Source organism: Rhizobium sp. SRDI943 (assembly GCF_057653695.1).
The window spans coordinates 115,790-141,421 of the sequence record NZ_JBYGKN010000005.1; the positions used below are offsets into that span (position 1 = coordinate 115,790).

Annotated in this window: 24 protein-coding genes and 10 pseudogenes; 19 read left to right on the top strand and 15 right to left on the bottom strand. The window is 60.7% G+C overall.

Annotation, left to right across the window (positions count from 1 at the left end):
* Positions 1 to 8 precede the first annotated feature (8 nt).
* The gene (locus tag AC245Y_RS35525; protein ID WP_017997667.1) at positions 9 to 1,619 is read right to left on the bottom strand and encodes a carboxyl transferase domain-containing protein; all 1,611 of its coding nucleotides are present in this window, start codon (positions 1,617 to 1,619) and stop codon (positions 9 to 11) included.
* Entirely contained in the window at positions 1,616 to 2,761 is a 1,146-nt protein-coding gene (locus AC245Y_RS35530) for an isovaleryl-CoA dehydrogenase (RefSeq protein WP_017958365.1), read from the bottom strand. The genes AC245Y_RS35525 and AC245Y_RS35530 overlap by 4 nt, the downstream gene beginning before the upstream one ends.
* 166 nt (positions 2,762 to 2,927) lie before the next feature.
* Here AC245Y_RS35530 and AC245Y_RS35535 point away from each other — a divergent pair, with 166 nt between their 5' ends.
* Together AC245Y_RS35535 and AC245Y_RS35540 are read left to right on the top strand one after the other, a co-directional pair.
* Positions 2,928 to 3,188, top strand: coding sequence for a type II toxin-antitoxin system prevent-host-death family antitoxin (locus tag AC245Y_RS35535; protein ID WP_017997666.1), 261 nt, complete (start codon positions 2,928 to 2,930; stop codon positions 3,186 to 3,188).
* A pseudogene (locus AC245Y_RS35540) lies at positions 3,178 to 3,597 on the top strand (hypothetical protein). Before AC245Y_RS35535 ends, AC245Y_RS35540 begins: the two are co-directional and overlap by 11 nt.
* On the opposite strand, the gene AC245Y_RS35545 reads toward AC245Y_RS35540, so the two are convergent.
* Positions 3,571 to 4,656: an AraC family transcriptional regulator gene (locus AC245Y_RS35545; RefSeq protein ID WP_017997665.1), complete on the bottom strand. Its 1,086-nt coding sequence runs from the start codon at positions 4,654 to 4,656 to the stop codon at positions 3,571 to 3,573. The pseudogene AC245Y_RS35540 and the gene AC245Y_RS35545 sit on opposite strands and share 27 nt — an antisense overlap.
* 83 nt (positions 4,657 to 4,739) lie before the next feature.
* Here AC245Y_RS35545 and AC245Y_RS35550 point away from each other — a divergent pair, with 83 nt between their 5' ends.
* The 9 genes and pseudogenes from AC245Y_RS35550 (at position 4,740) to AC245Y_RS35590 (ending at position 13,656) form a co-directional block, all read left to right on the top strand.
* Positions 4,740 to 5,507, top strand: a complete 768-nt coding sequence (locus tag AC245Y_RS35550) for a 3-hydroxyacyl-CoA dehydrogenase (RefSeq protein WP_017997664.1) — start codon at positions 4,740 to 4,742, stop codon at positions 5,505 to 5,507.
* 23 nt (positions 5,508 to 5,530) lie between these two features.
* Complete coding sequence (locus AC245Y_RS35555) at positions 5,531 to 6,718, top strand: acetyl-CoA C-acyltransferase (RefSeq protein WP_017997663.1); 1,188 nt, start codon at positions 5,531 to 5,533, stop codon at positions 6,716 to 6,718.
* A 16-nt stretch (positions 6,719 to 6,734) separates the two neighbouring features.
* Complete coding sequence (locus AC245Y_RS35560; protein WP_017997662.1) at positions 6,735 to 7,862, top strand: acyl-CoA dehydrogenase family protein; 1,128 nt, start codon at positions 6,735 to 6,737, stop codon at positions 7,860 to 7,862.
* A 65-nt stretch (positions 7,863 to 7,927) separates the two neighbouring features.
* Positions 7,928 to 9,160 carry a thiamine pyrophosphate-dependent enzyme gene (locus tag AC245Y_RS35565; protein WP_017997661.1) on the top strand — a complete coding sequence of 411 codons (1,233 nt, stop codon included), beginning with the start codon at positions 7,928 to 7,930 and terminating at the stop codon, positions 9,158 to 9,160.
* A 1-nt stretch (position 9,161) separates the two neighbouring features.
* Positions 9,162 to 10,175, top strand: a complete 1,014-nt coding sequence (locus tag AC245Y_RS35570) for an alpha-ketoacid dehydrogenase subunit beta (RefSeq protein WP_017997660.1) — start codon at positions 9,162 to 9,164, stop codon at positions 10,173 to 10,175.
* Positions 10,176 to 10,178: 3 nt separating this feature from the next.
* Positions 10,179 to 11,408 carry a dihydrolipoamide acetyltransferase family protein gene (locus AC245Y_RS35575; RefSeq protein ID WP_017997659.1) on the top strand — a complete coding sequence of 410 codons (1,230 nt, stop codon included), beginning with the start codon at positions 10,179 to 10,181 and terminating at the stop codon, positions 11,406 to 11,408.
* 5 nt (positions 11,409 to 11,413) lie between these two features.
* Positions 11,414 to 12,811 (top strand): dihydrolipoyl dehydrogenase, encoded by a 1,398-nt coding sequence (gene lpdA / locus AC245Y_RS35580; protein ID WP_017997658.1) that lies wholly within the window; start codon positions 11,414 to 11,416, stop codon positions 12,809 to 12,811.
* 181 nt (positions 12,812 to 12,992) lie between these two features.
* A pseudogene (locus AC245Y_RS35585) lies at positions 12,993 to 13,288 on the top strand (DDE-type integrase/transposase/recombinase); the annotation flags it as partial.
* A gap of 38 nt (positions 13,289 to 13,326) precedes the next feature.
* Positions 13,327 to 13,656: a hypothetical protein gene (locus AC245Y_RS35590; RefSeq protein WP_050563567.1), complete on the top strand. Its 330-nt coding sequence runs from the start codon at positions 13,327 to 13,329 to the stop codon at positions 13,654 to 13,656.
* Between the two features lie 220 nt (positions 13,657 to 13,876).
* Here AC245Y_RS35590 and AC245Y_RS35595 read toward each other — a convergent pair whose 3' ends face one another.
* The 4 genes from AC245Y_RS35595 to AC245Y_RS35610 form a co-directional block, all read right to left on the bottom strand.
* On the bottom strand, positions 13,877 to 14,242 hold the full coding sequence (locus tag AC245Y_RS35595) for a GtrA family protein (protein ID WP_017997657.1): 366 nt from the start codon (positions 14,240 to 14,242) through the stop codon (positions 13,877 to 13,879).
* The gene (locus AC245Y_RS35600) at positions 14,239 to 14,943 is read right to left on the bottom strand and encodes an HAD family hydrolase (RefSeq protein WP_017997656.1); all 705 of its coding nucleotides are present in this window, start codon (positions 14,941 to 14,943) and stop codon (positions 14,239 to 14,241) included. The genes AC245Y_RS35595 and AC245Y_RS35600 overlap by 4 nt, the downstream gene beginning before the upstream one ends.
* The gene (locus tag AC245Y_RS35605; RefSeq protein WP_017997655.1) at positions 14,940 to 15,926 is read right to left on the bottom strand and encodes a UbiA family prenyltransferase; all 987 of its coding nucleotides are present in this window, start codon (positions 15,924 to 15,926) and stop codon (positions 14,940 to 14,942) included. Before AC245Y_RS35605 ends, AC245Y_RS35600 begins: the two co-directional genes overlap by 4 nt.
* Before the next feature lie 556 nt (positions 15,927 to 16,482).
* Entirely contained in the window at positions 16,483 to 16,839 is a 357-nt protein-coding gene (locus AC245Y_RS35610; RefSeq protein WP_017997652.1) for a hypothetical protein, read from the bottom strand.
* A gap of 610 nt (positions 16,840 to 17,449) precedes the next feature.
* Between AC245Y_RS35610 and AC245Y_RS35615 the strand changes: the two genes are divergently transcribed.
* From AC245Y_RS35615 to AC245Y_RS35625, 3 genes and pseudogenes are all read left to right on the top strand, one after another.
* Positions 17,450 to 18,112 carry a lytic transglycosylase domain-containing protein gene (locus AC245Y_RS35615; protein ID WP_012760731.1) on the top strand — a complete coding sequence of 221 codons (663 nt, stop codon included), beginning with the start codon at positions 17,450 to 17,452 and terminating at the stop codon, positions 18,110 to 18,112.
* A 49-nt stretch (positions 18,113 to 18,161) separates the two neighbouring features.
* A pseudogene (locus tag AC245Y_RS35620) lies at positions 18,162 to 18,434 on the top strand (transporter); the annotation flags it as partial.
* A pseudogene (locus AC245Y_RS35625) lies at positions 18,434 to 18,616 on the top strand (type IV secretion system protein); the annotation flags it as partial. The pseudogenes AC245Y_RS35620 and AC245Y_RS35625, both read left to right, overlap by 1 nt.
* A 413-nt stretch (positions 18,617 to 19,029) precedes the next feature.
* Here AC245Y_RS35625 and AC245Y_RS35630 read toward each other — a convergent pair.
* The 4 genes and pseudogenes from AC245Y_RS35630 to AC245Y_RS35645 form a co-directional block, all read right to left on the bottom strand.
* Positions 19,030 to 19,310 (bottom strand): annotated as a pseudogene (locus AC245Y_RS35630) (mobile mystery protein B); the annotation flags it as partial.
* Positions 19,311 to 19,346: 36 nt separating this feature from the next.
* A pseudogene (locus AC245Y_RS35635) lies at positions 19,347 to 19,613 on the bottom strand (transposase); the annotation flags it as partial.
* A gap of 73 nt (positions 19,614 to 19,686) precedes the next feature.
* Positions 19,687 to 20,112 carry a DUF7674 family protein gene (locus AC245Y_RS35640; protein ID WP_012760728.1) on the bottom strand — a complete coding sequence of 142 codons (426 nt, stop codon included), beginning with the start codon at positions 20,110 to 20,112 and terminating at the stop codon, positions 19,687 to 19,689.
* Between the two features lie 113 nt (positions 20,113 to 20,225).
* A pseudogene (locus tag AC245Y_RS35645) lies at positions 20,226 to 21,768 on the bottom strand (Fic family protein).
* A 143-nt stretch (positions 21,769 to 21,911) separates the two neighbouring features.
* Here AC245Y_RS35645 and AC245Y_RS35650 point away from each other — a divergent pair.
* From AC245Y_RS35650 to AC245Y_RS35665, 4 genes and pseudogenes are all read left to right on the top strand, one after another.
* Positions 21,912 to 22,163 carry a hypothetical protein gene (locus tag AC245Y_RS35650; protein ID WP_017997649.1) on the top strand — a complete coding sequence of 84 codons (252 nt, stop codon included), beginning with the start codon at positions 21,912 to 21,914 and terminating at the stop codon, positions 22,161 to 22,163.
* Positions 22,164 to 22,465: 302 nt separating this feature from the next.
* Positions 22,466 to 22,935, top strand: a pseudogene (locus tag AC245Y_RS35655) (hypothetical protein).
* Positions 22,936 to 23,141: 206 nt separating this feature from the next.
* Positions 23,142 to 23,408 carry a type II toxin-antitoxin system prevent-host-death family antitoxin gene (locus AC245Y_RS35660; protein ID WP_012760726.1) on the top strand — a complete coding sequence of 89 codons (267 nt, stop codon included), beginning with the start codon at positions 23,142 to 23,144 and terminating at the stop codon, positions 23,406 to 23,408.
* Positions 23,408 to 23,821, top strand: a complete 414-nt coding sequence (locus tag AC245Y_RS35665) for a hypothetical protein (RefSeq protein ID WP_011654346.1) — start codon at positions 23,408 to 23,410, stop codon at positions 23,819 to 23,821. The genes AC245Y_RS35660 and AC245Y_RS35665 overlap by 1 nt, the downstream gene beginning before the upstream one ends.
* Before the next feature lie 20 nt (positions 23,822 to 23,841).
* Here the strand turns inward: AC245Y_RS35665 and AC245Y_RS35670 are convergent, their stop codons facing one another.
* The 4 genes and pseudogenes from AC245Y_RS35670 to AC245Y_RS35685 form a co-directional block, all read right to left on the bottom strand.
* Complete coding sequence (locus AC245Y_RS35670) at positions 23,842 to 24,147, bottom strand: alkylphosphonate utilization protein (RefSeq protein WP_012760725.1); 306 nt, start codon at positions 24,145 to 24,147, stop codon at positions 23,842 to 23,844.
* 227 nt (positions 24,148 to 24,374) lie between these two features.
* Positions 24,375 to 24,599, bottom strand: a pseudogene (locus tag AC245Y_RS35675) (type II toxin-antitoxin system RelE/ParE family toxin); the annotation flags it as partial.
* Positions 24,599 to 24,838, bottom strand: a complete 240-nt coding sequence (locus AC245Y_RS35680; protein WP_012760723.1) for a type II toxin-antitoxin system ParD family antitoxin — start codon at positions 24,836 to 24,838, stop codon at positions 24,599 to 24,601. The pseudogene AC245Y_RS35675 and the gene AC245Y_RS35680, both read right to left, overlap by 1 nt.
* Before the next feature lie 119 nt (positions 24,839 to 24,957).
* The gene (locus AC245Y_RS35685) at positions 24,958 to 25,167 is read right to left on the bottom strand and encodes a hypothetical protein (protein WP_487762892.1); all 210 of its coding nucleotides are present in this window, start codon (positions 25,165 to 25,167) and stop codon (positions 24,958 to 24,960) included.
* On the opposite strand from AC245Y_RS35685, the pseudogene AC245Y_RS35690 reads away from it, so the two are divergent.
* Positions 25,146 to 25,604: pseudogene (locus AC245Y_RS35690) on the top strand (alpha/beta hydrolase); the annotation flags it as partial. The gene AC245Y_RS35685 and the pseudogene AC245Y_RS35690 overlap by 22 nt on opposite strands.
* Positions 25,605 to 25,632: the final 28 nt, after the last annotated feature.

The following is a 25,632-nucleotide window of genomic DNA, read 5'->3' on the forward strand; positions in this document are numbered from 1 at the left end:
GCCGCACCTCACATCCTGAACAGGCCGAAGCGCGGCCCTTTCGGGATCGGCGCATTCAGGCAGGCGGAAAAGGCAAGGCCCAGCACGTCCCGGGTCTGGCGCGGATCGATGATGCCGTCGTCCCAGAGGCGAGCCGTGGCATAATAGGGATTGCCCTCGGCCTCGTAGCCCGCGCGGATCGGCGCCTTGAAGGCTTCCTCCTCTTCAATTGGCCAATTCTCACCGCGCGCCTCCGTGGAGTCTCGGCGGATCGTGGCGAGCACCGAGGCCGCCTGTTCGCCGCCCATCACGCTGATGCGGCTGTTCGGCCAGGTGAAGAGAAAGCGCGGGCGATAGGCGCGGCCGCACATGCCGTAATTGCCGGCGCCGAAGCTGCCGCCGATGATGACCGTGACCTTCGGCACGCTCGCGGTCGCAACCGCCGTCACCAGCTTTGCCCCATCCTTGGCGATGCCGCCGGCCTCATAGCGGCCGCCGACCATGAAGCCGGAGATGTTTTGCAGGAAAAGCAAAGGCACGCGGCGCTGGCAGGCGAGCTCGATGAAATGCGCGCCCTTCAGCGCGCTTTCGGAAAACAGCACGCCGTTATTGGCGATGACGGCGACGGGCATGCCCCATATGCGGGCGAAGCCGCAGACCAGCGTGGTGCCGTAGAGCGGCTTGAACTCATGCAGTTCCGAGCCATCGACGATCCGGCCGATGACCTCCCGCACATCATAGGGCGAGCGCACATCCCCCGGGATCAGGCCGCAGAGATCCTCGGGATCGAGTTTGGGCGGCCGTGGCTGCTGCAGGTCGATATCAATGGCCTTCACGCTGTTGAGAGTGGCTGCGATATCACGCACGAGCAGCAGCGCATGTTCGTCGTTCTCGGCGACATGATCGACGACGCCGGAGCGACGGCCATGGGTTTCGGCGCCGCCGAGCTCTTCGGCTGAAATGATCTCGCCGGTCGCGGCCTTCACCAGCGGCGGGCCGGCGAGGAAGATCGTGCCCTGATTGCGCACGATGACCGTCTCGTCGGACATGGCGGGCACGTAGGCGCCGCCGGCGGTGCAACTGCCCATCACGCAGGCGATCTGCGGGATTCCCTCGGCCGACATCTGCGCCTGATTGTAGAAGATCGCGCCGAAATGATCGCGATCTGGAAAGACTTCGGCCTGATGCGGAAGATTGGCGCCGCCGCTATCGACGAGATAGAGACAGGGCAGCCGGTTCTGCATGGCGATCTCCTGCGCCCGCAGATGTTTCTTCACCGTCATCGGGAAATAGGCGCCGCCCTTCACCGTCGCGTCATTGGCGACGATCATCACCTCGCGGCCGGAAACGCGGCCGATGCCTGATATGATGCCGGCGCCGGGCGCCTCGTCATCATACATGCCGTTGGCCGCCAGCGTGCCGATCTCCAGGAACGGGCTGCCGGCATCGATGAGCAGCTGGATGCGATCGCGCGGCAGCAGCTTGCCTTTGCCGGTATGGCGCTCGCGCGCCGTTTGCGATCCGCCCTCGCGCGCTTTCGCCGAACGATTGAGGAGTTCGTCGATCAGGGCTTTATTCTTGCTGGCATTGGCCTTGAAGCTGTCGCTGTCGCGATCGATCGCAGTCGAAATCACCGTCATGATGCAATGAGCTCCCGGCCGATCAGGTAGCGGCGGATCTCATTGGTGCCGGCGCCGATATCGTAAAGCTTGGCGTCGCGCAAAAAGCGTTCGACCGGCCATTCCTTGGTATAGCCGGCGCCGCCGAGCGCCTGGATCGCCTCCAGCGACACTTTCACGGCGTTCTCGCTGGCGAAAAGGATCGCGGCAGCAGCATCCGTGCGCGTCGCGCGGCCGGCATCGCAGGCGCGGGCGACGGAATAGACATAGGCGCGCGCCGAATTCAGCGCCACATACATGTCGGCGATCTTGCCCTGCATCAGCTGGAAATCGCCGATCGCTTTGCCGAATTGCTTGCGATCGCGCACATAGGGCAGCACGACATCGAGGCAGGCTTGCATGATGCCGAGCGGCCCGCCGGCAAGCACGGCGCGCTCATAATCGAGGCCGGACATCAGGATCTTCACGCCTTCGCCTTCCCTGCCCATCAGCGCCTCGGCCGGCACCGCGCAATCCTCGAAGACCAGTTCGGCCGTATCGCTGCCGCGCATGCCGAGTTTGGAAAGCTTCTTGGAGACGCTGAAACCCGGCAGACCCTTTTCTATGATCAAGGCGGAAATGCCTTTCGGGCCGGCTGCGGGATCGGTCTTGGCATAGACAACCAGCACGTCGGCGTGCGGCGCATTGGTGATCCAGAACTTGGTGCCGTTCAGAATATAGCGATCGCCCTTTTTCTCGGCACGCAACCGCATGGAGACAACATCGGAACCGGCGCCGACCTCCGACATGGCGAGCGAGCCGACATGTTCGCCGGAGATCAGCTTCGGCAGATAGCGGCGCTTTTGTTCCGGCGAGGCCCAGCGGCGGATCTGGTTGACGCAGAGATTGGAATGGGCGCCGTAACTGAGCCCCACGGAGGCCGAGGCGCGCGAAACCTCTTCCATGGCGACGACATGATCGAGATAACCAAGACCGGCGCCACCGAATTCTTCCTCGACGGTGATTCCATGCAGGCCGAGCGCACCCATCTCGGGCCAGAGCTGGCGTGGAAACGTGTTGCTTTCGTCGATCTCCGCAGCCAGCGGAGCAATATGATCGGCAGCAAACCGCGCCGTCGTTTCACGGATCGCGTCCGCGGTTTCGCCGAGCGAAAAATCAAACATGGCACTCCTCCCGCTGAAATATGTAGCGCGGGTTGCGGCGGGGTCAAAGTGCCCTTGAATGATGCGGCGGAAGAGCCTTGCGAATCTTGTCGAGGGCGCGTGAGCGTGATTTTCTTGAAAATATGGAAAATATGGAATATATGGAAATAAACTGGAGACGATAATCATGCGGCAGTTCACGACAGGTGATCTCAATAAACAGATTGGTGATGTCACCGATGTCGCGAGCCGCGAGCCGGTTATTCTTACCCGCCACAAAAAGCCACGTTTCGTGCTGATGAGCTATGAGCACTATCAGCTAATGCGCAGCGGCGGGGACCCGCGTCGTGCCCATCACATTTCGGAGATGCCGGACGAGCATGCCGAATTGTTCGACGAGGCGATTGAGCGGCTGGCGCGCGGTGAAAGCTACGACGATGAACCATGAGTTTCGTCCTGGCGAGGTGATAACCTATCCCTATCTCTGAGCATGGCAACAGCAGCGTGGTGAGACCGAGGGGCGCAAACAGCGCCCAGTCTGTGTCGTCATCGCGATCCGCAGTGCGAGCGATGGAAACAGCCATCTCGTCCTTCTGGCAATCACCACACAGCCGCCGGAAGTGGGAAGGGTTGCGCTGGAAATTCCCGACATCGAACGGCGGCGCGCCGGTCTCGGTGATCTCAAGCAGAGTTGGATCGTCGTCGACGAATACAATTACGATATCGTCGAGCGATCCTGGTACATCGAGCCTCATCAGGCGGTTCTTGGTCGCTTCAGCAAGTCCTTCATGATGAAGATTGCCGCCATGTTCGCGAAAGCGCGAGGCCAGTCAGGGCGGGTCAACAGATTCGACTGACATGCCCTCGATTTCCGCTCCGTCCCGCCGAAAGGCTTCGGGGCTCTTGTCCATCCATTTTCGGAAGGCCCGGAAGAAGGCGCTCGGCTCGGAATAGCCGAGCTGCACGGCAATCTCGCCGATGGTCTTCGGCGTGTTCAGCAGCAGTTCGACGGCGAGGTCGCGACGGATGTCGTCCTTGATGGCGGCATAGCTTTGTCCCTCGTCGCGCAGGCGGTGGCGGAGTGTGGAGGGCGGCATGCGCATATCGGCGGCAAGCTTGGCGAAGTTCGACCAGGCAGCCGGCGTGGCCAGATTCAGTCGGCGGCGGACGGCGGCGGCGATACCGGCATCATAGCGATAGCGCACCAGAATATTGGCGGGCGCGCCGCGCAGGAACTGTTTGAGCGCCTGTTCGCTGCGCGCCACCGGCAGGTCGAGCAAGGCACTGTCGAAGCCGAGCCGGCTGATGGCTTGCGAGAAACGCACAGGGGCGCCGAAGAAGAGCCGATAGTCGGCGCCTTGTTTGGGTTCCGCGCAGCGGAAATCGACGAGCCGGATCGGAATGCGCCGGCCGACCAGCCAGCAGATAATGCCGTGCAGGATGATCCAATAGGTGCGGTAGGCGAAGGCCGAACGCGGGTCACCGGCGTCGCTGAGTTCGATCTCGGCCAGACCGTCGCGGATGACGAGCCGTCCCCGGGGATCGTCGAGCACGACATCGAGGAAGCGCAGCGCCCGGCGGAGCGCCTGACCCAGCGTCGGCGCATGCAGCACAGAGTGGCAGAGCAACGTGAAGCTGCCGCTGCGCATCGGCCGTGCGCCCATGCCGAAGAATTCATCGTCGAGCTCGGCGGCGATCGCCAGCCAGAGCGCGCCATAGGTCTCTGCCGAAACCGGCTGATCGACCGGGGATGCCAGGCCGACGCGGGCAAGGATCGGCGCCGTCGGCTTGCCGAGCCGCCGCAGGCTGTCGAGTGCCTCCTCCACGAAGCCCGGCGCGATCATGCGTCGTTCGATCTCGGCCATTCTATCCCCGCTATGGCAAAACTGGCCGAAATAATGGAGCAGTTCTGTCATCGCTTGCAATAGGTGGAGCGAATAGAATCGTGTCCGTCGGTTGCGCTTGGAGGGGGGTGTGGTCGGCAGGGAGGAAGAGATTCATGCTGATCCGTGGAGCAAGTTTCATCGTGACCGGCGGCGGCTCCGGCTTGGGTGCGGCAACAGTGCGCGCGCTTGTGGAGGCCGGCGGGCGCGTGACGATTGCCGATCTCAATATGCAAGCGGGCGAAGAGATTGCCCGGGAATTCGGAAGCGATGCCTGCTTCCTCAAGGCCGATGTGACCGATGGCGAGGAGGGGGCGGCGGTGGTTGCCGCTGCCGTCGAAGCCTTCGGCAGCCTGCGCGGATTGGTGAATTGCGCGGGCGTGGCGCCGGCCGAAAAGGTGATCGGCCGCGACGGACCGCACCGGCTGGAGAGTTTTGCCCGCACGGTCGGCATCAATCTCATCGGCACGTTCAACATGATCCGGCTGGCCGCCGCAGAGATCCAGACGACCGAGCCGGATGCGGAAGGCGAACGCGGCGTCATCATCAATACGGCCTCGGTTGCCGCCTTCGATGGCCAGATCGGCCAGGCAGCCTATGCCGCCTCCAAGGGCGGGGTGGCGGCGATGACCTTGCCGATCGCTCGCGAGCTTGCCCGTCACGGCATTCGCGTCGTCGCGATCGCACCCGGCATTTTTGAGACGCCGATGATGGCGGATATGCCGGCCGAGGTTCAGGCAGCACTCGGCAAGAGCGTGCCCTTTCCGCCGCGGCTTGGCCGTCCGGCGGAATTCGCCGGGCTGGTACGCCATATCTTGGAAAACAACATGCTGAACGGCGAGGTCATCCGCCTCGACGGCGCATTGCGGATGGGCGCGCGCTGAGCGCTTTGCCCGAAGGAGGAAAGATGGTTTTGCAAGACCCCATCGTTATCGTCGGTGCAGCGCGCACCCCGATCGGCAGCTTTCAGGGAGAGCTGAAGGAGGCGACGGCGCCGGAACTCGGAGCAACGGCGATCCGCGCGGCATTGCAGCGGAGCCGCGTCGAGGCCGAGGCGATCGAGGAGGTCGTCTTCGGCTGTGTACTGCCGGCGGGGCAGGGCCAGGCACCGGCCCGCCAGGCGGCGATCCATGCCGGTCTGCCCTTCGCCACCGCGGCCAGCACCGTCAACAAGATGTGCGGCTCGGGCATGAAGGCGGTGATGATGGTGCATGACCTGATCGCCGCCGGCAGCGCTTCTGTAGCGGTTGCAGGTGGCATGGAAAGCATGACCAATGCGCCCTATCTCCTTGACAAGGCCCGTGGCGGCTACAGGCTCGGCCATGGGCGTGTCGTGGATCATATGTTCCTCGACGGGCTGGAGGATGCTTATGACAAGGGGCGCTTGATGGGCAGCTTCGCGGAGGATTGCGCCGAGGCCTATCAGTTCACGCGCGAGGCGCAGGACAGCTACGCCATCACCTCGCTGACGCGGGCGCAGAAGGCGATCGCCGAAGGCTGTTTCGAAAGCGAGATCGTGCCGGTCACCGTAAAAACGGGTAAAGCCGAGCAGGTGGCGAGCCGGGACGAACAGCCCGGAAAGGCGAAGCTCGACAAGATCCCGACGCTGAAGCCCGCCTTCCGCGAGGGCGGCACGGTGACCGCCGCCAATTCCAGCTCGATCTCCGATGGCGCGGCGGCCCTGGTGCTGATGCGCCGCTCCGAGGCGGAGCATCGCGGCCTGAAGCCGCTTGCCACGATCCTTGGCCATGCCACGCATTCACAGGCGCCCAATCTTTTTGCCACCGCACCGATCGGCGCGCTGCAGAAGCTGTCCGATCGCACCGGCTTGCCGCTGTCGGAGGTTGATCTGTTCGAAATCAACGAGGCTTTCGCCGTCGTCGCCATGGCGGCGATGCGCGATCTCAACCTGCCGCATGAAAAAGTGAACGTGCATGGCGGCGCCTGCGCGCTCGGCCATCCGATCGGCGCCTCGGGGGCTCGCATCCTGGTGACGCTGCTTGCAGCACTGGAGCGATACGACCTGAAGCGCGGCATGGCCGCGCTCTGCATCGGTGGCGGCGAGGCGACCGCCGTTGCCATCGAACGGCAATAGGAGAGGGAGAGAACAGATGATCCTTTCCGACCTCCAGCAGCAAATCTCAGATCTCGCCCGTGACTTTGCCCGCGACCGGCTAGCGCCGGGGGCAGCCAAACGCGACCGGGAGCATCTCTTCCCACGCGAGGAATTGAAGGAAATGGGTCAACTCGGGCTGCTCGGCATGCTGGTGCCGGAAGCCTATGGGGGATCGGATACCGGCGTGGTCGCCTATGCCGCGGCGCTGGAGGAGATTGCCGCGGGCGACGGAACCTGTTCGACGATCATGAGCGTGCATAGCTCCGTCGGCTGTGTGCCGATCCTGAAATTCGGCACCGAGGAGCAGCGGCAGCGCTTCCTGCCGAAACTGGCCAGCGGCGAATGGATTGGCGGCTTTGCGCTCACCGAGCCGCAGGCCGGCTCCGATGCCTCGAACCTGAAGACCCGGGCGCGGCGTGATGGCGACCACTACGTGATCGACGGCTCCAAGCAATTCATCACCTCGGGCAAGAACGGCAATGTCATCATCGCCTTTGCCGTTACCGATCCCGATGTCGGAAAGAAGGGCATCACCGCCTTCATCGTGCAGACGGATACGCCGGGCTACGAGGTGATCCGCGTCGAGGAAAAACTTGGGCTGCATTCCTCCGATACCTGCCAGATCGCCTTCAACAGCATGCGCATTCCGGCAGAACTCAGGCTCGGCGCGGAAGGCGAGGGCTATCGCATCGCGCTCGCCAATCTCGAGGGCGGACGGATCGGCATCGCGGCGCAGGCCGTCGGCATGGCGCGGGCGGCCTTTGAGGCGGCACGCGATTACGCCCGCGAGCGTACCGCTTTCGGCAAGCCGATCTTCGAGCACCAGGCCGTTGCCTTCCGCCTTGCCGATATGGCGGTGCGGATCGAGGCGGCGCGGCAGCTCGTCTTTCATGCCGCGTCCCTCAGGGAGGCAGGGCTGCCCTGCCTGTCGGAAGCCTCGATGGCGAAACTCTTTGCCTCCGAGATGGCGGAGCGCGTCTGTTCCGATGCGATCCAGATCCATGGCGGTTATGGCTACATGGCCGATTATCCGGTCGAGCGCATCTACCGCGATGTGCGCATCTGCCAGATCTATGAAGGAACGAGCGACGTGCAGCGCATGGTGATCGCCCGCAATCTATAAGAACCACATCCGGCCCTGCTTCCGGAGGAGAGGAGCAAGGCCGGCAAAGGGAGGAAAGAAAAGACATGGTGGATTCCGCTCGTTTGAGCCTGCATGTCCCCGAACCCGCCGTTCGCCCGGGCGGTCAGCCCGATTTTTCCAACGTCAAGATTGCCAAGGCCGGTTCGGTGCCGCGGCCGGAGGTGGATGTCGCATCCGAAGATATCCGTGATCTCGCCTATTCCATCATCCGCGTTTTGAACCGCGAGGGCGAGGCGGTCGGTCCTTGGGCTGGGTCGCTCTCCGATGAGGCGTTGCTGACCGGGCTTCGCAACATGATGAAGCTGCGTGCCTTCGACGCCCGCATGCTGATGGCGCAGCGGCAGGGCAAGACCTCCTTCTACATGCAGCATCTCGGTGAAGAAGCCGTCAGTTGCGCCTTCCGCAAGGCGCTCGAGACGGGAGATATGAATTTCCCGACCTATCGCCAGGCCGGCCTGCTGATTGCCGACGACTATCCGATGGTCGAGATGATGAACCAGATCTACTCGAACGAGAGCGATCCTTTGCGCGGCCGGCAACTGCCGATCATGTATTCCTCCAAGGAGCATGGCTTCTTCACCATCTCGGGTAATCTCGCCACCCAATATGTGCAGGCTGTCGGCTGGGCGATGGCCTCGGCGATCAAGAACGACAGCCGCATTGCCGCGGCCTGGATCGGCGACGGATCGACGGCGGAATCGGATTTCCACTCGGCGCTGGTTTTCGCCTCGACCTACAAGGCGCCTGTTATTCTCAACATCGTCAACAATCAGTGGGCGATCTCCACTTTTCAGGGCATCGCCCGCGGCGGTTCCGGCACCTTCGCGGCGCGCGGCCTCGGCTTCGGTATTCCGGCGCTGCGTGTCGACGGAAACGACTATCTCGCCGTCCATGCCGTCGCCCACTGGGCGGCCGAGCGCGCGCGGCGCAATCTCGGCCCGACGCTGATCGAATATGTGACCTATCGCGTCGGCGCCCATTCGACTTCCGACGATCCGAGCGCCTATCGGCCCAAGACGGAATCGGAGGCCTGGCCGCTCGGCGATCCCGTGCTGCGGCTGAAGAAACATCTGATCATCAAGGGCGCATGGTCGGAAGAACGGCATGTGCAGGCCGAAGCCGAAATCATGGACGAGGTGATCGAGGCGCAGCGCCAGGCAGAGGCGCATGGCACGCTGCATGCCGGCGGCAGGCCTTCGGTGCGCGACATTTTCGAGGGCGTCTATGCCGAGATGCCGCCGCATATCCGCCGCCAGCGACAGAAGGCGGGGTACTGATATGGCCAGGATGACGATGATCGAGGCCGTGCGCAGCGCCATGGACGTCTCGATGGCACGGGACGACAATGTCGTCGTTTTCGGCGAGGATGTCGGCTATTTCGGCGGCGTCTTTCGCAGCACCCAGGGCCTGCAGGCAAAATACGGCAGAACGCGCTGCTTCGATACGCCGATCAGCGAATCCGGCATCGTCGGCACGGCGATCGGCATGGCGGCCTATGGGCTGAAACCCTGTGTCGAAATCCAGTTCGCCGATTACATGTATCCGGCCTATGACCAGCTGACGCAGGAGGCGGCGCGCATCCGCTACCGTTCCAACGGCGATTTCACCTGCCCGATCGTCGTGCGCATGCCGACCGGCGGCGGCATTTTCGGCGGCCAGACGCACAGCCAGAGTCCGGAGGCGCTTTTTACCCATGTCTGCGGGCTGAAGGTGATCGTGCCGTCCAATCCCTATGATGCCAAAGGCTTGCTGATCGCGGCGATCGAGGACCCTGATCCGGTCATGTTTCTGGAGCCGAAGCGCCTCTATAACGGCCCCTTCGACGGCCATCACGAGCGGCCGGTGACGCCCTGGTCGAAACACGACCTCGGGGAGGTGCCTGATGGCCATTACACCATCCCGATCGGCAAGGCCGAAGTGCGGCGCGCGGGATCGGCGGTGACCGTCGTTGCCTACGGCACCATGGTACATGTGGCGCTTGCTGCGGCCGAGGATGCCGGCATCGATGCCGAGGTGATCGATCTCAGAAGCCTGCTGCCGCTCGATCTCGATACGATCGTCAAATCGGTCTCGAAGACGGGTCGTTGCGCCGTCGTGCATGAGGCAACCCTGACATCCGGCTTCGGCGCCGAGGTCGCAGCACTGGTGCAGGAACATTGCTTCTATCATCTCGAAGCGCCAGTCGTGCGTGTTGCCGGCTGGGACACGCCCTATCCGCATGCGCAGGAGTGGGACTATTTTCCCGGTCCCGGCCGTGTCGGGCGGGCGCTTGCCGAAGTCATGGAGGCCTGAGCCATGAGCGAATTCATCATCAAGATGCCTGATGTCGGGGAAGGGGTCGCCGAGGCCGAGATCGTAGAATGGCATGTGAAGACGGGAGATCCCGTCCGTGAGGACATGGTGATCGCCGCCGTCATGACCGACAAGGCCACCGTGGAAATTCCGTCTCCTGTCAATGGTACCGTCACCTGGCTTGCCGGTGAAGTCGGAGACCGTATCGCGGTCAAGGCTCCGCTGGTGCGGATCGAGACGGCGGGAGATGTCGGCGAGGTTCAGTTTGCAGGGATTTCGCAGACGCCGATTGCCGGAACGCCCAATGCCGAGATTGCAAAACCTGCTCCGCCAGCGCCAACTCCCGCGCCGGCGCCGGCGGAAAAGCCGCTTGCCGCGCCCTCCGTGCGGCTCTTCGCCAGGGAAAGCGGTGTCGATCTTAGGCAGGTGCAGGCGACCGGACCGGCCGGGCGCATCCTGCGCGAGGACATCGAGCAATTCCTAAGCCATGGGACCGCGCCTGCAACGGCAAAGAACGGCTTTGCCAGGAAGACGGCGACCGAGGAGATCAAGCTGACCGGCCTGCGTCGCCGCATTGCCGAGAAGATGGTGCTTTCCGCCTCGCGCATCCCCCACATCACCTATGTGGAGGAAGTGGATATGTCCGCGCTTGAGGAGTTGCGCGCCACCATGAACGGCGATCGCAGGCCTGATCATCCAAAGCTAACGGTTCTGCCCTTCCTGATGCGGGCGCTGGTCAAGGCGATTTCCGAGCAGCCTGACGTCAACGCCACTTTCGACGACGATGCCGGCATCATCATGCGCTATAGTGCCGTGCATATCGGCATCGCCACGCAGACACCGGCCGGTCTGACAGTGCCGGTGGTGCGGCATGCCGAAGCCCGTGGCATCTGGGATTGCGCCGCCGAGATGAATCGGCTGGCGGAAGCGGCGCGCTCGGGGACTGCGACACGCGATGAGCTTTCCGGCTCCACCATCACCATCAGCTCGCTCGGTGCGCTTGGCGGCATCGTCTCGACACCCATCATCAATCATCCCGAAGTGGCGATCATCGGCGTCAACAAGATCGCCACGCGACCGGTCTGGGACGGCGCGCAGTTCGTGCCGCGCAAGATGATGAACCTCTCCTCCAGCTTCGATCACCGCATCATCGACGGCTGGGATGCGGCAAACTTCGTCCAGCGCATCCGCACGCTCATCGAAACGCCTGCGCTCATTTTTATCGAAAGCTGAGATCCATGAAAGAGATCGTCTGCAAGCTCCTCGTCATCGGTGCCGGTCCGGGCGGTTATGTCTGCGCCATCCGCGCCGGGCAGCTCGGCGTCGATACTGTTATCGTCGAGGCCGGCAAGCCGGGCGGCACCTGCCTGACGGTCGGCTGCATTCCCTCCAAGGCGTTGATCCATGCGGCCGAGGAATTCGACGTCGCGCAAAAGATGCTTGCCGGCAAGAACCCGATGGGCATCCGCGTCGAAGGCGCCTCGATCGATCTCATGAGGACGATTGCCTGGAAGGACGGGATCGTCGGCCGGTTGACGACCGGTGTTTCGGGGCTGCTGCAGAAGGCGCGAGTCAAGATCGTCCACGGCCGAGCCCATTTCCGCGATGGCAAGACGGTGGAGGTGGAGACGGAAACCGGCCAGCAGATCATCCGCGCCGAGACCGTGGTGATCGCCACCGGTTCGGATCCGGTGGAGCTTGCGAACCTGCCTTTCGGCGGCCGCGTGATTTCCTCGACAGAGGCACTGTCGCTGACGGAACTTCCGAAAAGGCTCGTCGTGGTCGGCGGCGGTTATATCGGGCTGGAGCTCGGGACCGCCTTTGCCAAGATGGGGTCTGATGTGACGGTCGTCGAGGCGACGCCACAGGTGCTGCCGCAATATGATGCCGAGCTGGTGCGGCCCGTCATGCGCAAGCTGACCGAAGGCGGTATCCGGCTGTTGACGGGTGCGAAGGCGATCGGCCTTGCCGATAATGGGGAGGCATTGATCGTCGAAACGGCTGATGGCCGGCGTGAGACCCTGCCGGCCGACCGCATCCTCGTCACCGTCGGCCGCCGCCCGAGAACCGCAGGATCCGGTCTCGAAGAGCTCGATCTCGATCGTGCCGGCCCTTATCTGCGGATCGACGACCGTTGCCGCACCTCCATGCGCGGCATCTATGCGATCGGCGATGTGACCGGCGAGCCGATGCTTGCCCATCGGGCCATGGCGCAAGGCGAGATGGTGGCGGAAATCATCGCCGGAAAGAAGCGGGCCTGGGACAAGCGATGCATCCCCGCCATCTGCTTCACTGATCCGGAGATCGTCAGCGCCGGCCTGTCGCCGGCGGAGGCGAAGGCGCAAGGTTATGAAATTCGCACCGGCCAGTTTCCGTTCAGCGCCAACGGGCGGGCAATGACGATGTTGTCCGAAGAAGGTTTCGTGCGCGTCGTGGCCCGCGCCGACACCAATCTCGTGCTCGGCCTGCAGGCGGTGGGAGCCGGGGTCTCCGAGCTTTCGGCGGTTTTTGCGCTCGCCATCGAAATGGGTGCGCGCCTGGAAGACATCGCCGGCACCATCCACGCGCATCCGACCCGCAGCGAAGCGGTCATGGAAGCGGCACTGAAAGCGTTGGGAAGCGCGCTGCATATCTGAGCCGGAGTCCTGTATGAAAGGTGGCAATCTTCGAAAAAATTGAGCAGGGAAACCGTCCCGCGATGATTATCGAATTTCTCGACGGTCTCCGTTCGTCCCAAGCAACAGACTAGCTAGTTTCGTTCAGTTCGGTGTTGTCACATAAACCTGCTGTCAGTGAGTGGGGTGTAGAGATGGTGGGATGAAGAATTCAGCCATCAGCTACAAGCGTCACCGTCTCCCGCAACAGATCATCGCGCACGCGGTCTGGCTGTATTTCAGATTTCCTTTGAGCCTGCGGCTGGTCGAGAACTGCTGCTGGAGCGCGGCATCGTCGTTTCGTATGAAACGATCCGGCGACGGGGTCGGAAATTCGGACCGGCCTACGCGAAGCAAATCCGCCGCCGACGGCCGTCGGGCCGGGACGTCTGGCATCTGGACGAGGTGGTAGTTTCCATCGCCGGCCGCAAACACTGGCTCTGGCGTGCCGTTGACCAGGACATGACGAGATCGGGCAGGCGTTCAAGGCAGCGGGATTGGATGCCTATCTCGTTCATGTGCTGTCGCCGGGCGACCTCGACACCATTGCCACGACACGTGAGGCGGGAACGCGGATCGCCTATTCCGAGCAGCAACTGTCGGGCTGGATCTTGGCCGTTCAGGGCGTAGTCGCCTATCTCAAGGGGCAACCGCGCTCTGGCGGTAAGATCGGAATTTTGGGAATTTCCCTTGGCGCGCAAATCGCCTCGGCCGCTTCGCTCGGGCGAAGCATCATCGAGGCGGAAGTCGTAGAAGAGCTGCGCAGGAACCACCTGACACCATCATCACTCAATCCGCCGCAAATCAATGCGACGATTGAATCATGACACCAAAGCATCGGCAACGCCGAGTGTTTTCAACACTATCTCTCCGAAGGGGACATTAAGCACATATTGGCTAGATGCTGCTGGCGGACGCTTATCTCAGGCATGGTTCATATTGCGCCGCTGTCCAACAAGCCTTCCAACAAGGCTCCGCTGAACTTTCTCTTATTCTGGGCACCGTCCTTCAAAGGACGGAAAGATATGGCGCCGTCGCTCGCTGGCCCTACCTGAACACCCAGAGAAGGTTTATCAGGAAATTGAAGACGAAGGCCGCGCCGATTCCAAAAAGCTTTGCCCACAAGGGCGAGAGCCCAACCTGCTGCACGAGGATCAACGTCACGAAGACATTGATCGAGAGGCCGAGCAGTGCGCCGATCAGGAACAGTGAAGCGCGCTTGCGGCTTGTTGCCTGATTGAAGACATAGCGGCTGGTGGCGCTGTGATTGACGGCGGCCGCGATCAGCCAGCTCGATGTCGCCGAGAGCCCGAGGGGCACGCCAAACGCCAGCAGGCCACGAAACACCGTGAGGTCGACGAACGCGGCCAGCCCTCCGGTGAACACATAGCGGATAGCCTTTGACAAGATCATCCGGACGCTTCCTTTGCCCGCAGCGCTGCGAACACAGGGTCCGAATAGGTCGAAAAGGTCAGCCAGCCCTCGCGTGGCCCGTCGGAGCGAATGAGCGGCAGGACACCGGCGCGCCGCGCCGCAAGGCCATCCCGCTCGGGCCTGTCGCCTATCAATACGGTTTGCGCCGGGCCGACGCCGGCGCGCTGCATCAGCATCTGCAGGCCGCGCGGATCAGGCTTCTGGATGCCGACGCCGGGATCGCTTGCGGCCAATATGTAATCGGCCGACAATGTCATCCTCTGCAGCTTCTCGTCGGCAGGATAATCAGAATAAATCCCGATCGACTTGTTCTGCCGTCTGAGCCCGGCAAACAACTCCACCAGCCCATCATACCGGCAGGATGCGATATAGGCGAGCGGACGGCGCTCGATCCACTCGCTGACGATTGCCTCTATGCTTTCGGCTGGCTGGCCGGTTCGCGCGACGGTTCGCGTCATCAGGCTCGCCTGAAAATCGTCGATCTCCCCCTCGCCGATGGCTTCACGCAAGGAGCGGTATGCGCGTAGCACACGCAGATTGGTCAGGCTGCCTCTCGCCGCTGCATCAGCAATCAATTCGCCGGCCATTCGAAGGCGTAGCATGCGCTGGTTGTATAACGTTCCGTCGACGTCGAAGACGACGAACCGGATACTGCCCCAGTCGACATTCCTCGCGATCATCGGATGGTGATGTAGTGCTGTTCGGTCAGCGTCACTAAAAGCGGAATGTCGACGAATGTCGCGAAGATGAAGGCCGCCGCCAGGGCCGCGACGATCGCGATCAGGCCGGGCTCGCGGAACAGCTTTTCCGGTTTCTGCGCCGTAGAGCCCGGTTTCGTCGCCATCACGAAATAGGCCGTGAACAGGGCTACGACGAAGGGCAAGACGAGCATGTACTCGATGCGATACTTGACCAGGAAGACGGACAGAAAGGCAATCGAAAACAGTGAATACGCAATGCAGGAGGCGGTCAGCGATACCTTCGTATACTTGGCGAAACTCGCCCGGTAGCGCGACAGCAACTCCTTGCCATGCGACGCGACGATCTCGTCATATTCCGATAAGCGTTTGGCCGCCATGAGGAACGCGCCGCCGAACCAGTAGGCCAGGATGATCGATCCCGGCGGCAGGCTCGTTGGGTCGATCATTGACCAGCCGATCACTAAGCGGATCGGATTATTGATCGATTCTGAGATGACGTCGAGATAGGTCTTATCCTTGCTTCTGATCGGATCGAGATTGTAGAGGATCCCCTGAATCGCAAACAGGCAGGCGACGAAGAACAGAAGTTTGCTCGAGAGGATGGCGCAGCCCAGGCCGACGATGAGCAGCACGGTCCATTCGAGCTGAACCAGCCTGCCGTTCATCGCGCATTGCACGGCGGACCGCTGCGATTTCGTCGGATGATGCCGGTCAAACTCGCGGTCGAACCACTCGTTAATGCAGTAGTTCGCGGATGCGATGCAGAGCGCGGTCACAAATCCGAGCAGGATCGAGGACGTCAGGTCGTCGGTTCTGACCCCCCGCAGAAGATAGGCGAGGATGATGCCGGGAACGATGAAAACATGCTTCGTACTGTGATCGAGCCGTGCAATGGCGATATAGTCGCGCAAGCCCGCTCGGCCTGATGCGGTCACCCTGCGGTCACCCAAGCTTGTGTTCATGCCGGACGCCTCCTTTTTCGTCAGACGGTCTATTTCCGATCACCGTCCAACAGATACACATCATAGGTTTCGAAATAATTCGCAGGGCCGAATTCGGCGAGCAGCATCGCAGTCAACAGGAAATCGTCGATCTGTTGGCGCGAGGCATGGAAGGTCTCCAGTTGTAACCCTCCCGGCAAATCTGGTCCGGAACTATTCTCTTCAGCTTGTGCTGCATCAGGATTACCACTGGAGACCGGGTCTGGGCGTGCAGGTCCTGGCTAGTTTTCAGCGTCTCTCCAAGATCCGCGTCGAGCTGACCCTTCTTGGTGAAGCGGACGTAGGTCCTGAATTTCTGCTCGCGGGTCAGATATATCGGATCGTTGATGTAATATAGCAGGGCTTCCGCGAGATATTCCGGTTCGGCAACGATGGTTGCCTTGGCGAGTTAAGGCCGGGAGAGGATGAGACGGGCGAGATCCGCACTGCGGTGACTTGCCCTGAGAATTTACTCCAGAATGGATTAATGTCCGCCGCCGAGGTGGTGCATCAGAACTCGTCACTTAAGATAGGTTGCTTATCCGGCTCCGAAGGAGCTCAATTTCTCCAGAAGCGCCTGTGAAATCTCGAACTGGCGTGCCGTTCCACGCCCCATGGAATTCTTGACGATCGTCTCGTCCAGCATCCCTCGCTTCACCAGCAGATCCACCGTCTCCTTGACGCCACTGCGTGTCAGAGCGGTTATTTCCATGATGCTGGAAAGCGTTAGCTTCTGGTGTGCCTGGTTCATGCTGTAGAGGATCGTCATCATGCCGACCTGCTTCAGCCTTGCTTGAGGCGTCTCGTCATCGTCGAGGGGATGATCGAGGATCTCATGCAGGATCAGGCCTGAAAAAGCGAGATTGTGCCATTGAATCTTGAGTGCTCTTGTCATGTCATTTTACTGTGTTATATAAGTCAGTATAAATTGCTCTACACGCAAACCACCTCTTCCGCAAAGGGATGTCCTTTGAAGGATCGTGCTCATGAAAAACCTTCTGTTCAACTCAGTTGTCGCGGCCTGCTGCATATTGCCACCCTATCTTACCTCGCCTGGCAACGCGCAAGCAACTGATTGGGGTTGCGAGGTCGTCCTGTGCCTCTCCAATCCCGGCGGCCCAACACAATTCGCAGAATGGCGGGAGCTTGCCGAGGGGCATTCGTTCCCGACATGCAGCGGCGTCGGCTGTAGGAGTTCGCGCCCGGGCTACGAGCCCTATTACTGCGAAACCGGATATTGGCTGGAAAGCGATTATGGTCCGCGCGGGCGAGAAGCGATCTGCGTGTCGACGGCCCCTGCAGCCGGTGAGCGACGCATTCTGCCTCAATCTTGGCGCCGGCAACAATTTCAGCAAGGTTCGGTCCTCTCGCCGCGATGGCAGCGGGAGGATGGGCGCCGCCGGTGCATGGGTTATTCGACGGCTCGTCCGAACGTGCGATCGCAACCTCACTACGTCGATGTCACCATCGATGGGACAGCCACGCAGCGGGTCTGGTATTGATCGATGGCGGTCGCTTTCGTGGATCTCGCGCAGACATGCGCGCCCATTGTGGAAGTCAGAACGCTCGCTGCTGTCGTCAGTCTCGAGAGCCGTTTCAAGCCTTTCGCCATTCGGATCAACAGCGGTTCGCCGCTTGAGCGCCAACCCGCATCGAAGGCGGAAGCAATTGAGCTTGCGACCTCCCTCATTGCGGATCACCAGAACATTCAGGTCAGTCTTGGTGGTATCGGCATGGAGGAGTTGCGCAAGCTGAAGCTTTCGATTTCGGATGCGTTCGATCCCTGCCTGAACCTCAAGGCCACGGCCACACTGCTCGATAGCTACTATCGGCTTTCCTTGCGCGCCGGTGCTGATGCGAGCCATGCCGAGAACGTCATGCTTCAGTCCTATTACGGACGGGACGATCCGTCAGTCGGTAAGATGGTCAAATATGACAGGCAGGTCCGCCAGGAAATGGTCCCCCTGTCCTCCAACCTGGCGTCTGTCGCCATCGCCGAGCCGCGCGAAGAAGTCCCTCTCGAGGAATCGGCTGATGGCGAGGCGGCGCCAGCACCCGGAAAATCCCTCTCCCAGCCCGATGAAGCCGCATCGTGGGACGTCTTCAGCGCCCGGCGGCAATCCTCGGTTCTCGTGTTTCAGAATGATCGATCGGAACAAAGCAAATGATCTCAAATGCAACTCTTCGCCCTGTCGCCGCTTCTATCTTGATGGCAGCAGCCATGGCGATTATGTCGACGGATTCAAACTGACGGAGCGAGAGTTCGAACTTCTTTCGCGCGAGCTCTCGGTCGAAAGCCGCCGCTTCATCGTCAAGCAAGGTCACAATAGCGTCGTCGCCGAACTAAACCTCAGGGGTTTCGATGACGAGCTCGACATCTTGACCGGCCGCACCGCGAACGTCGAACTCGCCGAGGCGATCCGCGCGGAGGTCGGCGACCGGATTGAAGACTGGCTACCATTGTTTCAGCAAGGAAGGAGAACGGATTGATGGAAAGGAGCACGACACGGTTTGCTCTGGTGCTAGCGGCTACCCTGCTGCCGGTCGGAACGGCGTTCCCACAGGGCATCCCGGTCATCGATCAGACGGCGATCGCCAAGCAGATCGAAAGCATCACCCAGCTGAAATCCCAGCTCGACACGCTCAATCAACAACTTCAGCAGGCGCGTCAACCATCAGCAGAGCGCGTCCTCGACGACGACGTCCGCGCCTGTCGTCACGGATATCCGCGCCGGCGCCATTACCCTCCACCGCCCGGCCTCGTGCCGGGCTTCTTTTTCCCAGAAGGCAATTCCAACGACTGATCTCGATACTCCTTGACGTCCATCGGAGTGGCTTGAATACGGAACGCACAGGCGGGGGCAGTGTCGGTTCCGCCTCTGTCGGCCGCTATGCTGAGGCTCCTGCGGCTGCCCTTGATCCGCCCTTAGCGTGTCGAGAATTCCCGAAATCCCGTCTTGCGGCGCTTCTCTAATCGGTGTCGAGGTCAACCGCCGTTCGAGCTTTTCCCTGGAAAGGAAGAGATGACATCGTCATCCGCAGTCCGCCCGAAGGAGACATAGCACTGAAGGTCGGCTAAAGAAGCCTAGACGGTGGTGGAGAGCAGCGGCGTGATATCGTGGTTGTCGGCTGCGCGAAGGGCTGCGAGGTAGCGAGTGCGCAGTTCACCGACATCGGCCAGAGTTCGCCGCCCCAACTGAAACGCTCGTCGCCAAGACCTTCGATCAGAAGATCGGCCGCCGAGCGAGCGTGACGGCCATTTCTGTTTGGATACGGGTGGATCGCGACCAGGCGATGGTGAAACCTGATCGCAATTTCATCCGGCGGAAATGTCTGGTGCTCCACTCAATACCGGACGTCACTTAAGGCGAAGAGAGCGACTAGGGCACAGACTCATGACGTGTCGCCGTCGAAAGCCTTTGCCACCTCATGCAGGACATGATCCCAGACGCCTGCTTTGCGCCACCGCACGAAGCGATTGTAGCAGGTTGTATAAGGTCCATATCGCTCGGGCACGTCCGCCCATGGCGAGCCGGTTCGGAACCGCCACAAGATGCTGTTGATGACACGGCGATCGTCGACACGAGGAACGCCGCGCGGCTTGTTCGGCAACAACGACTGTATGATGCTCCATTCGAAATCAGTCAGGTCGAACTGCTGACGGGACATGAGAGGCCTCCAAATCAAAGCCCCAGTGAATCAAAAACCTGCCATTCTCGGAACCCAACTTCTGAGGAAAGGCTCAAATTATCGGCTTTCCTGTAGCCCAGAATTCATGGACCTTAGTCCACCATCCGAGAGTTTCCGGCCGCAGCCATGGAATAAAATCGTCAGAGCGAGTTTTGCGATGCAAATGACTATTCTGCAAATCTTCGAGTAGACCTACTGTAGCCGCCTGTTTAACATACGGATCGCCCTTGATGTGCCAGCGTTCGACCACATCAAAGACCGCGTCAAATCGATGCGTGTTACCTGTTTCCAAATCCTGAATCAGATGACGAGCAAGCTCTGACAGTGCCAAGTAAAATGGCAACTGGTCGTCAGATCGATATTCCTCCTGGAATGTCTCCCACTTTTCACGAAACGACGGGTCAGCCTGCAAAAGCGGCTCAAACATATTCGAGCGATCGAACTCGAACGAAAGCGCGTTGACGTTGTTCTCGGACATAACGCTTTTTGCTCTTCTGATGCCCGCGTTGCAAGGCTTGATCTGACAAGCGGATTAATGAGTTCACGCTCTAGATCTATTTCCCATTGGGAACAAAGACGCGAAAGCGGTGGTCAGGCTCGGTCTCGCTCGAATGCGTCGGCATAGAGCGCCTCGATCCTTTCGACCTCGAGGTCGTCCAGTGCAGCAAACTCCTTCGTGCGTGCCCTCTGCGACAGCCGGCCGTCGTTCTGCCCGAGGAACTTGTGTAGCAGTTCGGCTTGAGCCGTTGGCATGTCGATGATCTGCTGGACCCCTTCGGAAAACGTGTCAAACGCCTGCAGGAAGCGAACCTCTTGCGGTAGATCGTGTTCGACCGTCTGTTCGACGCAGGCATAGAGGAAGGTCGCATGCGCCGTGGCATCGAAATAGCGGTAGAAAACGGCCGTGTCGTTTAGCACCTCCACATTGGCCGAGACCGTCGGACGCCATTCGATGAACGGAAGGAGCGGCGCCGACCAGGACTCCAATACCGCTCTGTACCGGTCGATGTTGCGCAAGATCACCGCGCTGACTGGAAACACAAGGCCGGGAGGACTGTAGGAAGCGGCGGCAAGCGCATGGTGGATAAGCCAGCGATGCAGGCGGCCGTTACCGTCCACGTAAGGGTGAATGTAGACGAACGAATGCAAGACATGCCGCTGCTACGACTGGGTCCATCGCGCCCCGCGCGGCGCGGTCAGAGAATGCGATCAGGCCGCCCACCAGGCTTTCCAGATCCTCATGCCGCGCGCTGATGTGATCGGGGATGGGCATGTTGGTGTCTCGGTCATGTACGCCGATGAAACCGCCTTCGTCCCGAAGGCCGAGACGTACGAAGCGGGCGTCTCCGATGACGATGCGCTGAAGGCGATCGAGTTCGTCGAGGCTGAGCGGACGCACGCCCGCTTGCGCGATGGCCTGGCCCCAGCGCGCTGCCCTTTGGCCTGATGGTCGCTCTCCTTCGATGGCGAAGGAGGACTTCGAATCGTTGAGCAGAATAAAAGCAGCGGCTCGCGCTACAAGATCGGGACGGACGCGACCCATCGCCTCGCGGGCCCGTTCACCGAGCGCCTTTTGCGAGAACGCGGCGAGATCCGGCGTCCGGCGAACTAGTGGGCAGAATGCCGGCGTGCCCGGCAGATTGTTCGAGACCTTGTGCCGCGGAGATGGATCGCCTTCGGCTAGTGCATATTGCTGATCCGGGTCGAGGATCGTCACCATCCGCACCTTCCCGGGATCGGGAATATCAAGCTGCCGATCGGTCAGCCACTCGTACAGGAACCAGAGGCGGCGCGCGAAAGCGCCAGTTGGCGTGGCCCGGATGATAGCCTCGATCTCGTCAGTCTCAATGATCTGGAACAGAGCCGATAACACCTGGAGATCGACGCCTTCGTATCTGAAGGCAAAAACCAGATGAGCGCCAAGCTCGGGCTGTGGACGATACCGGGGCGTCAGCATCAACCACGCCTCGGTTGATGTCGGATGATGTCGCTCGGCTATCGCGGTCATCCTTATAGGTGGCGGCAAGATCAGATCGTAGCGTGCCATGATCGCGGCATACCCAGCCGGTTCACCGCGCTCAGGCAGCGGCCGTCCGTGAAAATCCCTCACACTCTGCGTAGGCCATTCACGCATCAGCGTCTCCGCGAAATTGGATCACTCGGTCTAGACCCGACCGTGAAAATCGTTCACAGCTTGCGCAAAACTATCACCTCTTCTTCTTTTTGTGAACGCTAATCACCAGGCTCGGGAGCAAGTCGGCGGTCGATAACGGAGGAGTGGCAAACAAGCTCTGCTTTGCTCGCCGCAGCATCCATTGGTTTCCGTTTGGTCTTCGTGTTCCCCAGAATTTGGCGCAGCTGGCAGAGACGTTCGACCTGGCCGGCACGCTTCGCGCAGAGGCAATTGCGCAGCGACTGCCCATCGCCTTCAGAAAAGCCGACCCTCTTCGGGATATCAGGCCCATCGCCGCCTTAGCGAACTCCAGCTCCGGGAAAAAGATAGGGCAGCAGCGGAACAGCACCGGCTGATCGCGGACAAATTGTGGGCAGGCAAAGATGCGGACGTCGGGCTATAGCCTGCGATCCAGGCAAAGGAAATCAGGCTGTAGCCTTCGAGCTGCGGGCGGTCGGCAGTATCGACTTCAGGATCGGGTTCGGCGTTGCCTCGGACAAGGAAGATCCAAATCCGGCGTCAGGGACGGCGCGGTCTCCCCCAATTTTGCCGCAAGCGACAAAATCGGTTCCCCCGCTTGCAAGCCGCGGTCCGCGGTCCTCGACCCCTCTTTGCCGGGGAGTGGCCGATCTACGTCAAAGATGAAGGAGATCACATTATGACAACCGATCAGAACCTCATGCTCTGCGCCAAGCTTTCTGGCTTTCGCTTGTCGTCCTCGCAAACCGCTTCGGTTGCGACAGCGGTTTCTCGCGAGAGCTTCATGTTCGCCTGATTGAGGGGCTCGACGCGGCAATCGCTCGGATACAGGTAATCATGGCATTGCAACGACGTGTTTTCACCGGAGAGGATGAATTCGCCGGATATCAGCTGCAGGGCGAGAACGAGATTTTTGGGCGCTTGACCATCCATCTGCTGGATGATCTCGAAATCGACGTCGGCACCTACGAATACCGCATCAATGGCGGCAGTTGGATCAACGCTTTGACGGCCGATGACGGTGGGGTCGAGGTCCGGTTTCCGACATTGGTTGGGTTGACCGACGAAGAATTCGGATCACTGGCATGGATTATTAGGGATATCACGCCGGAAACTGGCATCCCCGTTCATGCGGTGCGCGCCATTTGATCCTCGTGGTAAAAGGCGCTTCAGACGCTGAGAGGCGGTGGACGACGCCCGCCTCACAATTGGCGATCGCCGCAGCCGTTGTGAGCTGAGCGGCAATGGCGGACGCAATTCCCGTCCGCGCAAGGCCGCAACGCCTCAAATAAGCAACTTGCAGCATTGTTGGAAATGCTGTATATTGCAACAAATACAGCAACAAGGAAACCCATATGTCCAAGTCAAGCGGTTCCTATTCAACCAGCGACCTCTCCCGTAAGTCTGGCGACATCATCGCCGAGGCCCTCCGCCATCCAGTGACCATCACCCAGCGGAACAAACCCCGACTGGTCCTCCTCAATATCGAAGACTACCAACGGCTGATGAAGCAGTCGGATCGGCGCACCGCCGGGACCATTGAAACGATGCCCGATGAACTGTTTGCTGAGTTCGAAAACGCCGTCGAGGCCTACGCCGGCGAGGACGAGGCAGGCAACTGATGAACTACGAGCTGATCCAGACCGCAAGCGTCATACGCTATCCCTATCTATGGGCGAGAGAGGCTGGGCGTGGAGAGACGGAAGGACGCAAGGAGCGGCCGGTGGCCGTCGGCGTGAGAATGCCGCGGCCGGACGGGGATCTGGTTCTCTTCTTTCCCATCACCACCAAGCAGCCGGAGGCGTCGCGGTTTGCTGTGGAAGTGCCGGCCATCGAAAAGCGCCGCGCCGGCCTCGATGCCGATCGCAGGCTTTGGATTATCTTCGATGAGTTCAATACCGACATCGTCGGAAATTCATTCTATCTTGAGCCTGAGCCGCCAACCGGCCGCTTCAGCAAAGCCTTCTTCCTGCCGCTGCTGCGCGAATTCATCCGTCGCCGCAAGTCGGCCACGGAGGTCAGCCGATTCCGCTGAGCAGGCCCTGAGAACTCGAATTAGGGTTTGCGCACGAACTCGGTGCGTAGAACGAGGCCCTTAATTCCATCATGGCGGCAATCGATCTCCTCGGGATTATCAGTGAGGCGGATCGACCTGATGACGGTGCCCTGTTTCAGCGTCTGGCCGGCTCCCTTGACCTTCAAATCCTTGATGACGGTGACCGAGTCACCATCGGCCAGAACATTGCCGCTTGCGTCTCGAACGACCGCCTCACCGCCACTGGCGGATGCTGCCATCTCCGAAGCCGGACGCCATTCGCCAGTCACTTCGTCATAGATGTATTCGTCATTTTCAGCGGCCATGCTCGTCTCGGTTCCTCAGAAGTCCTTGGCGCCTTCCGTGCGGGAGCGGCGTACAAAGGCGCTTATCGCAGACGTCCGCCCAACGCAACTCGGGCGGCGCTGCTGAACGTGTGAGCTCGTCAAGTTCGCACGAAGCGATTGGCCTTTGCTTGCGCATCCAATGAAGAAGCAGGGGCGAAAATCGTGCTGGTCGGCGATGCGATGCAGCTTCAGCCGATCCAGGCGGTATAGGGGAAAGCCTTCAGCGACATGCTGCGCAGATGGGGCAAACCGAGTTCATATGCGTAGCGCGATGAACCCGATGAAGGATGCTTTGCGATCAAACCAAATGTCGACTGCAGCGCGTCAACGAAGCTAATCGCGACTTGAGCGCCAGCCTCGCGAGCATAGTAGTCCACGGCATTCTCGATATCCCCGCGGGCCGACTCGCGGGGAACGATAGACTTTGCAATCACTTGGAGCTTTGCCGCGAGGCACGGGCTCGCAGGCTATTGAAATAGGCGGCATCAACCGGCTCGGTCGTCTCGAATGAAGCACCCTCAAGCAGGAGACTACGCAAGTGCTGCCGATCTTTGTCGTGACGGATCAACTCGCGGACGTATTCGCTGCTGGTACCATAGCCTCGCCGGGCGACCTGCTGGTCGACGAACGGCTTCAGGTTATCCGGCAGCGAAATATTCGTAGTGCTCATCGGGCTAAAATAGCCAGCATGGCAAAATTTGGCAAGGCGAGAAATCCAGGTGGAGGTTACCGCTCGAGGCAGGCGCTACTCTCGCGAAGCTAAACGCGCACGTTCAGATACCTCCAGCGTCATTGCGAAGCCTGCCTTTGCTTTTGGAAATCCACAATCGCTTCCGTCCCCAGATGTTTGAAAACGCCTACCCAAAAGGTGCAATCACCTGAGCGACCATCGTAGCGCGCACATAGTGCGCACCAGGCGGCCGCTGTTTTGCATCTTGTCCGTAAAGCGATCGGGCAGCAGTACTTATGTTCCCAACATCTGCAATCCGATGCGCCGATCGCTTTTCGGACATTCCTTCGGCGGCCTCTTTACTCTCTATGCCCTGTTCGAGCGTCCAGGTCTGTTTGCCAATTGGATTGCGGCCAGCCCAACCATCTATTGGGAGAACAGTGAAATCCTCAAGAACGAGGCGCAGCGTCAAGACGCACCGGGGAATGCACCCTTCCTGCATTTGTCCGCCGGAGAATACGAAGGCGATGAGCTGGCTCCCTTCCAGTACCGCAACGAGGATGCCACCGCACGCCTGGAGAAGAGGAAGACGGAACGGACCGTCCTCCTGGCGCGGGAGATGGCGGAGCGATTAAACGGCACTACCGACGGATTGCGTACCGAATTCGAGCTTTATGCCGGCGAGACCCACATGTCCGTTCTTGCGGCGGCCGTGAATCGCGCGGTTGGCATCGCATTCGCTGTCCAGAGTTTGACCGACATGTGACGCTCTCTGCAAGTGCTTCATCGGTGAA

Excerpts from the sequence above, each read along its gene's own strand:
- AC245Y_RS35550 (WP_017997664.1), top strand. The coding sequence starts at position 4,740 with ATGCTGATCCGTGGAGCAAGTTTCATCGTGACCGGCGGCGGCTCCGGC.
- AC245Y_RS35600 (WP_017997656.1), bottom strand. The coding sequence starts at position 14,943 with ATGATCGCGAGGAATGTCGACTGGGGCAGTATCCGGTTCGTCGTCTTC.
- lpdA (WP_017997658.1), top strand. The coding sequence starts at position 11,414 with ATGAAAGAGATCGTCTGCAAGCTCCTCGTCATCGGTGCCGGTCCGGGC.
- AC245Y_RS35640 (WP_012760728.1), bottom strand. The coding sequence starts at position 20,112 with ATGTCCGAGAACAACGTCAACGCGCTTTCGTTCGAGTTCGATCGCTCG.
- AC245Y_RS35595 (WP_017997657.1), bottom strand. The coding sequence starts at position 14,242 with ATGATCTTGTCAAAGGCTATCCGCTATGTGTTCACCGGAGGGCTGGCC.
- AC245Y_RS35670 (WP_012760725.1), bottom strand. The coding sequence starts at position 24,147 with ATGGCCGCTGAAAATGACGAATACATCTATGACGAAGTGACTGGCGAA.
- AC245Y_RS35680 (WP_012760723.1), bottom strand. The coding sequence starts at position 24,838 with ATGAGCACTACGAATATTTCGCTGCCGGATAACCTGAAGCCGTTCGTC.
- AC245Y_RS35665 (WP_011654346.1), top strand. The coding sequence starts at position 23,408 with ATGAACTACGAGCTGATCCAGACCGCAAGCGTCATACGCTATCCCTAT.
- AC245Y_RS35610 (WP_017997652.1), bottom strand. The coding sequence starts at position 16,839 with ATGACAAGAGCACTCAAGATTCAATGGCACAATCTCGCTTTTTCAGGC.
- AC245Y_RS35570 (WP_017997660.1), top strand. The coding sequence starts at position 9,162 with ATGGCCAGGATGACGATGATCGAGGCCGTGCGCAGCGCCATGGACGTC.
- AC245Y_RS35660 (WP_012760726.1), top strand. The coding sequence starts at position 23,142 with ATGTCCAAGTCAAGCGGTTCCTATTCAACCAGCGACCTCTCCCGTAAG.
- AC245Y_RS35535 (WP_017997666.1), top strand. The coding sequence starts at position 2,928 with ATGCGGCAGTTCACGACAGGTGATCTCAATAAACAGATTGGTGATGTC.
- AC245Y_RS35575 (WP_017997659.1), top strand. The coding sequence starts at position 10,179 with ATGAGCGAATTCATCATCAAGATGCCTGATGTCGGGGAAGGGGTCGCC.
- AC245Y_RS35615 (WP_012760731.1), top strand. The coding sequence starts at position 17,450 with ATGGCGGTCGCTTTCGTGGATCTCGCGCAGACATGCGCGCCCATTGTG.
- AC245Y_RS35605 (WP_017997655.1), bottom strand. The coding sequence starts at position 15,926 with ATGAACACAAGCTTGGGTGACCGCAGGGTGACCGCATCAGGCCGAGCG.
- AC245Y_RS35560 (WP_017997662.1), top strand. The coding sequence starts at position 6,735 with ATGATCCTTTCCGACCTCCAGCAGCAAATCTCAGATCTCGCCCGTGAC.
- AC245Y_RS35545 (WP_017997665.1), bottom strand. The coding sequence starts at position 4,656 with ATGACAGAACTGCTCCATTATTTCGGCCAGTTTTGCCATAGCGGGGAT.
- AC245Y_RS35525 (WP_017997667.1), bottom strand. The coding sequence starts at position 1,619 with ATGACGGTGATTTCGACTGCGATCGATCGCGACAGCGACAGCTTCAAG.
- AC245Y_RS35530 (WP_017958365.1), bottom strand. The coding sequence starts at position 2,761 with ATGTTTGATTTTTCGCTCGGCGAAACCGCGGACGCGATCCGTGAAACG.
- AC245Y_RS35555 (WP_017997663.1), top strand. The coding sequence starts at position 5,531 with ATGGTTTTGCAAGACCCCATCGTTATCGTCGGTGCAGCGCGCACCCCG.
- AC245Y_RS35565 (WP_017997661.1), top strand. The coding sequence starts at position 7,928 with ATGGTGGATTCCGCTCGTTTGAGCCTGCATGTCCCCGAACCCGCCGTT.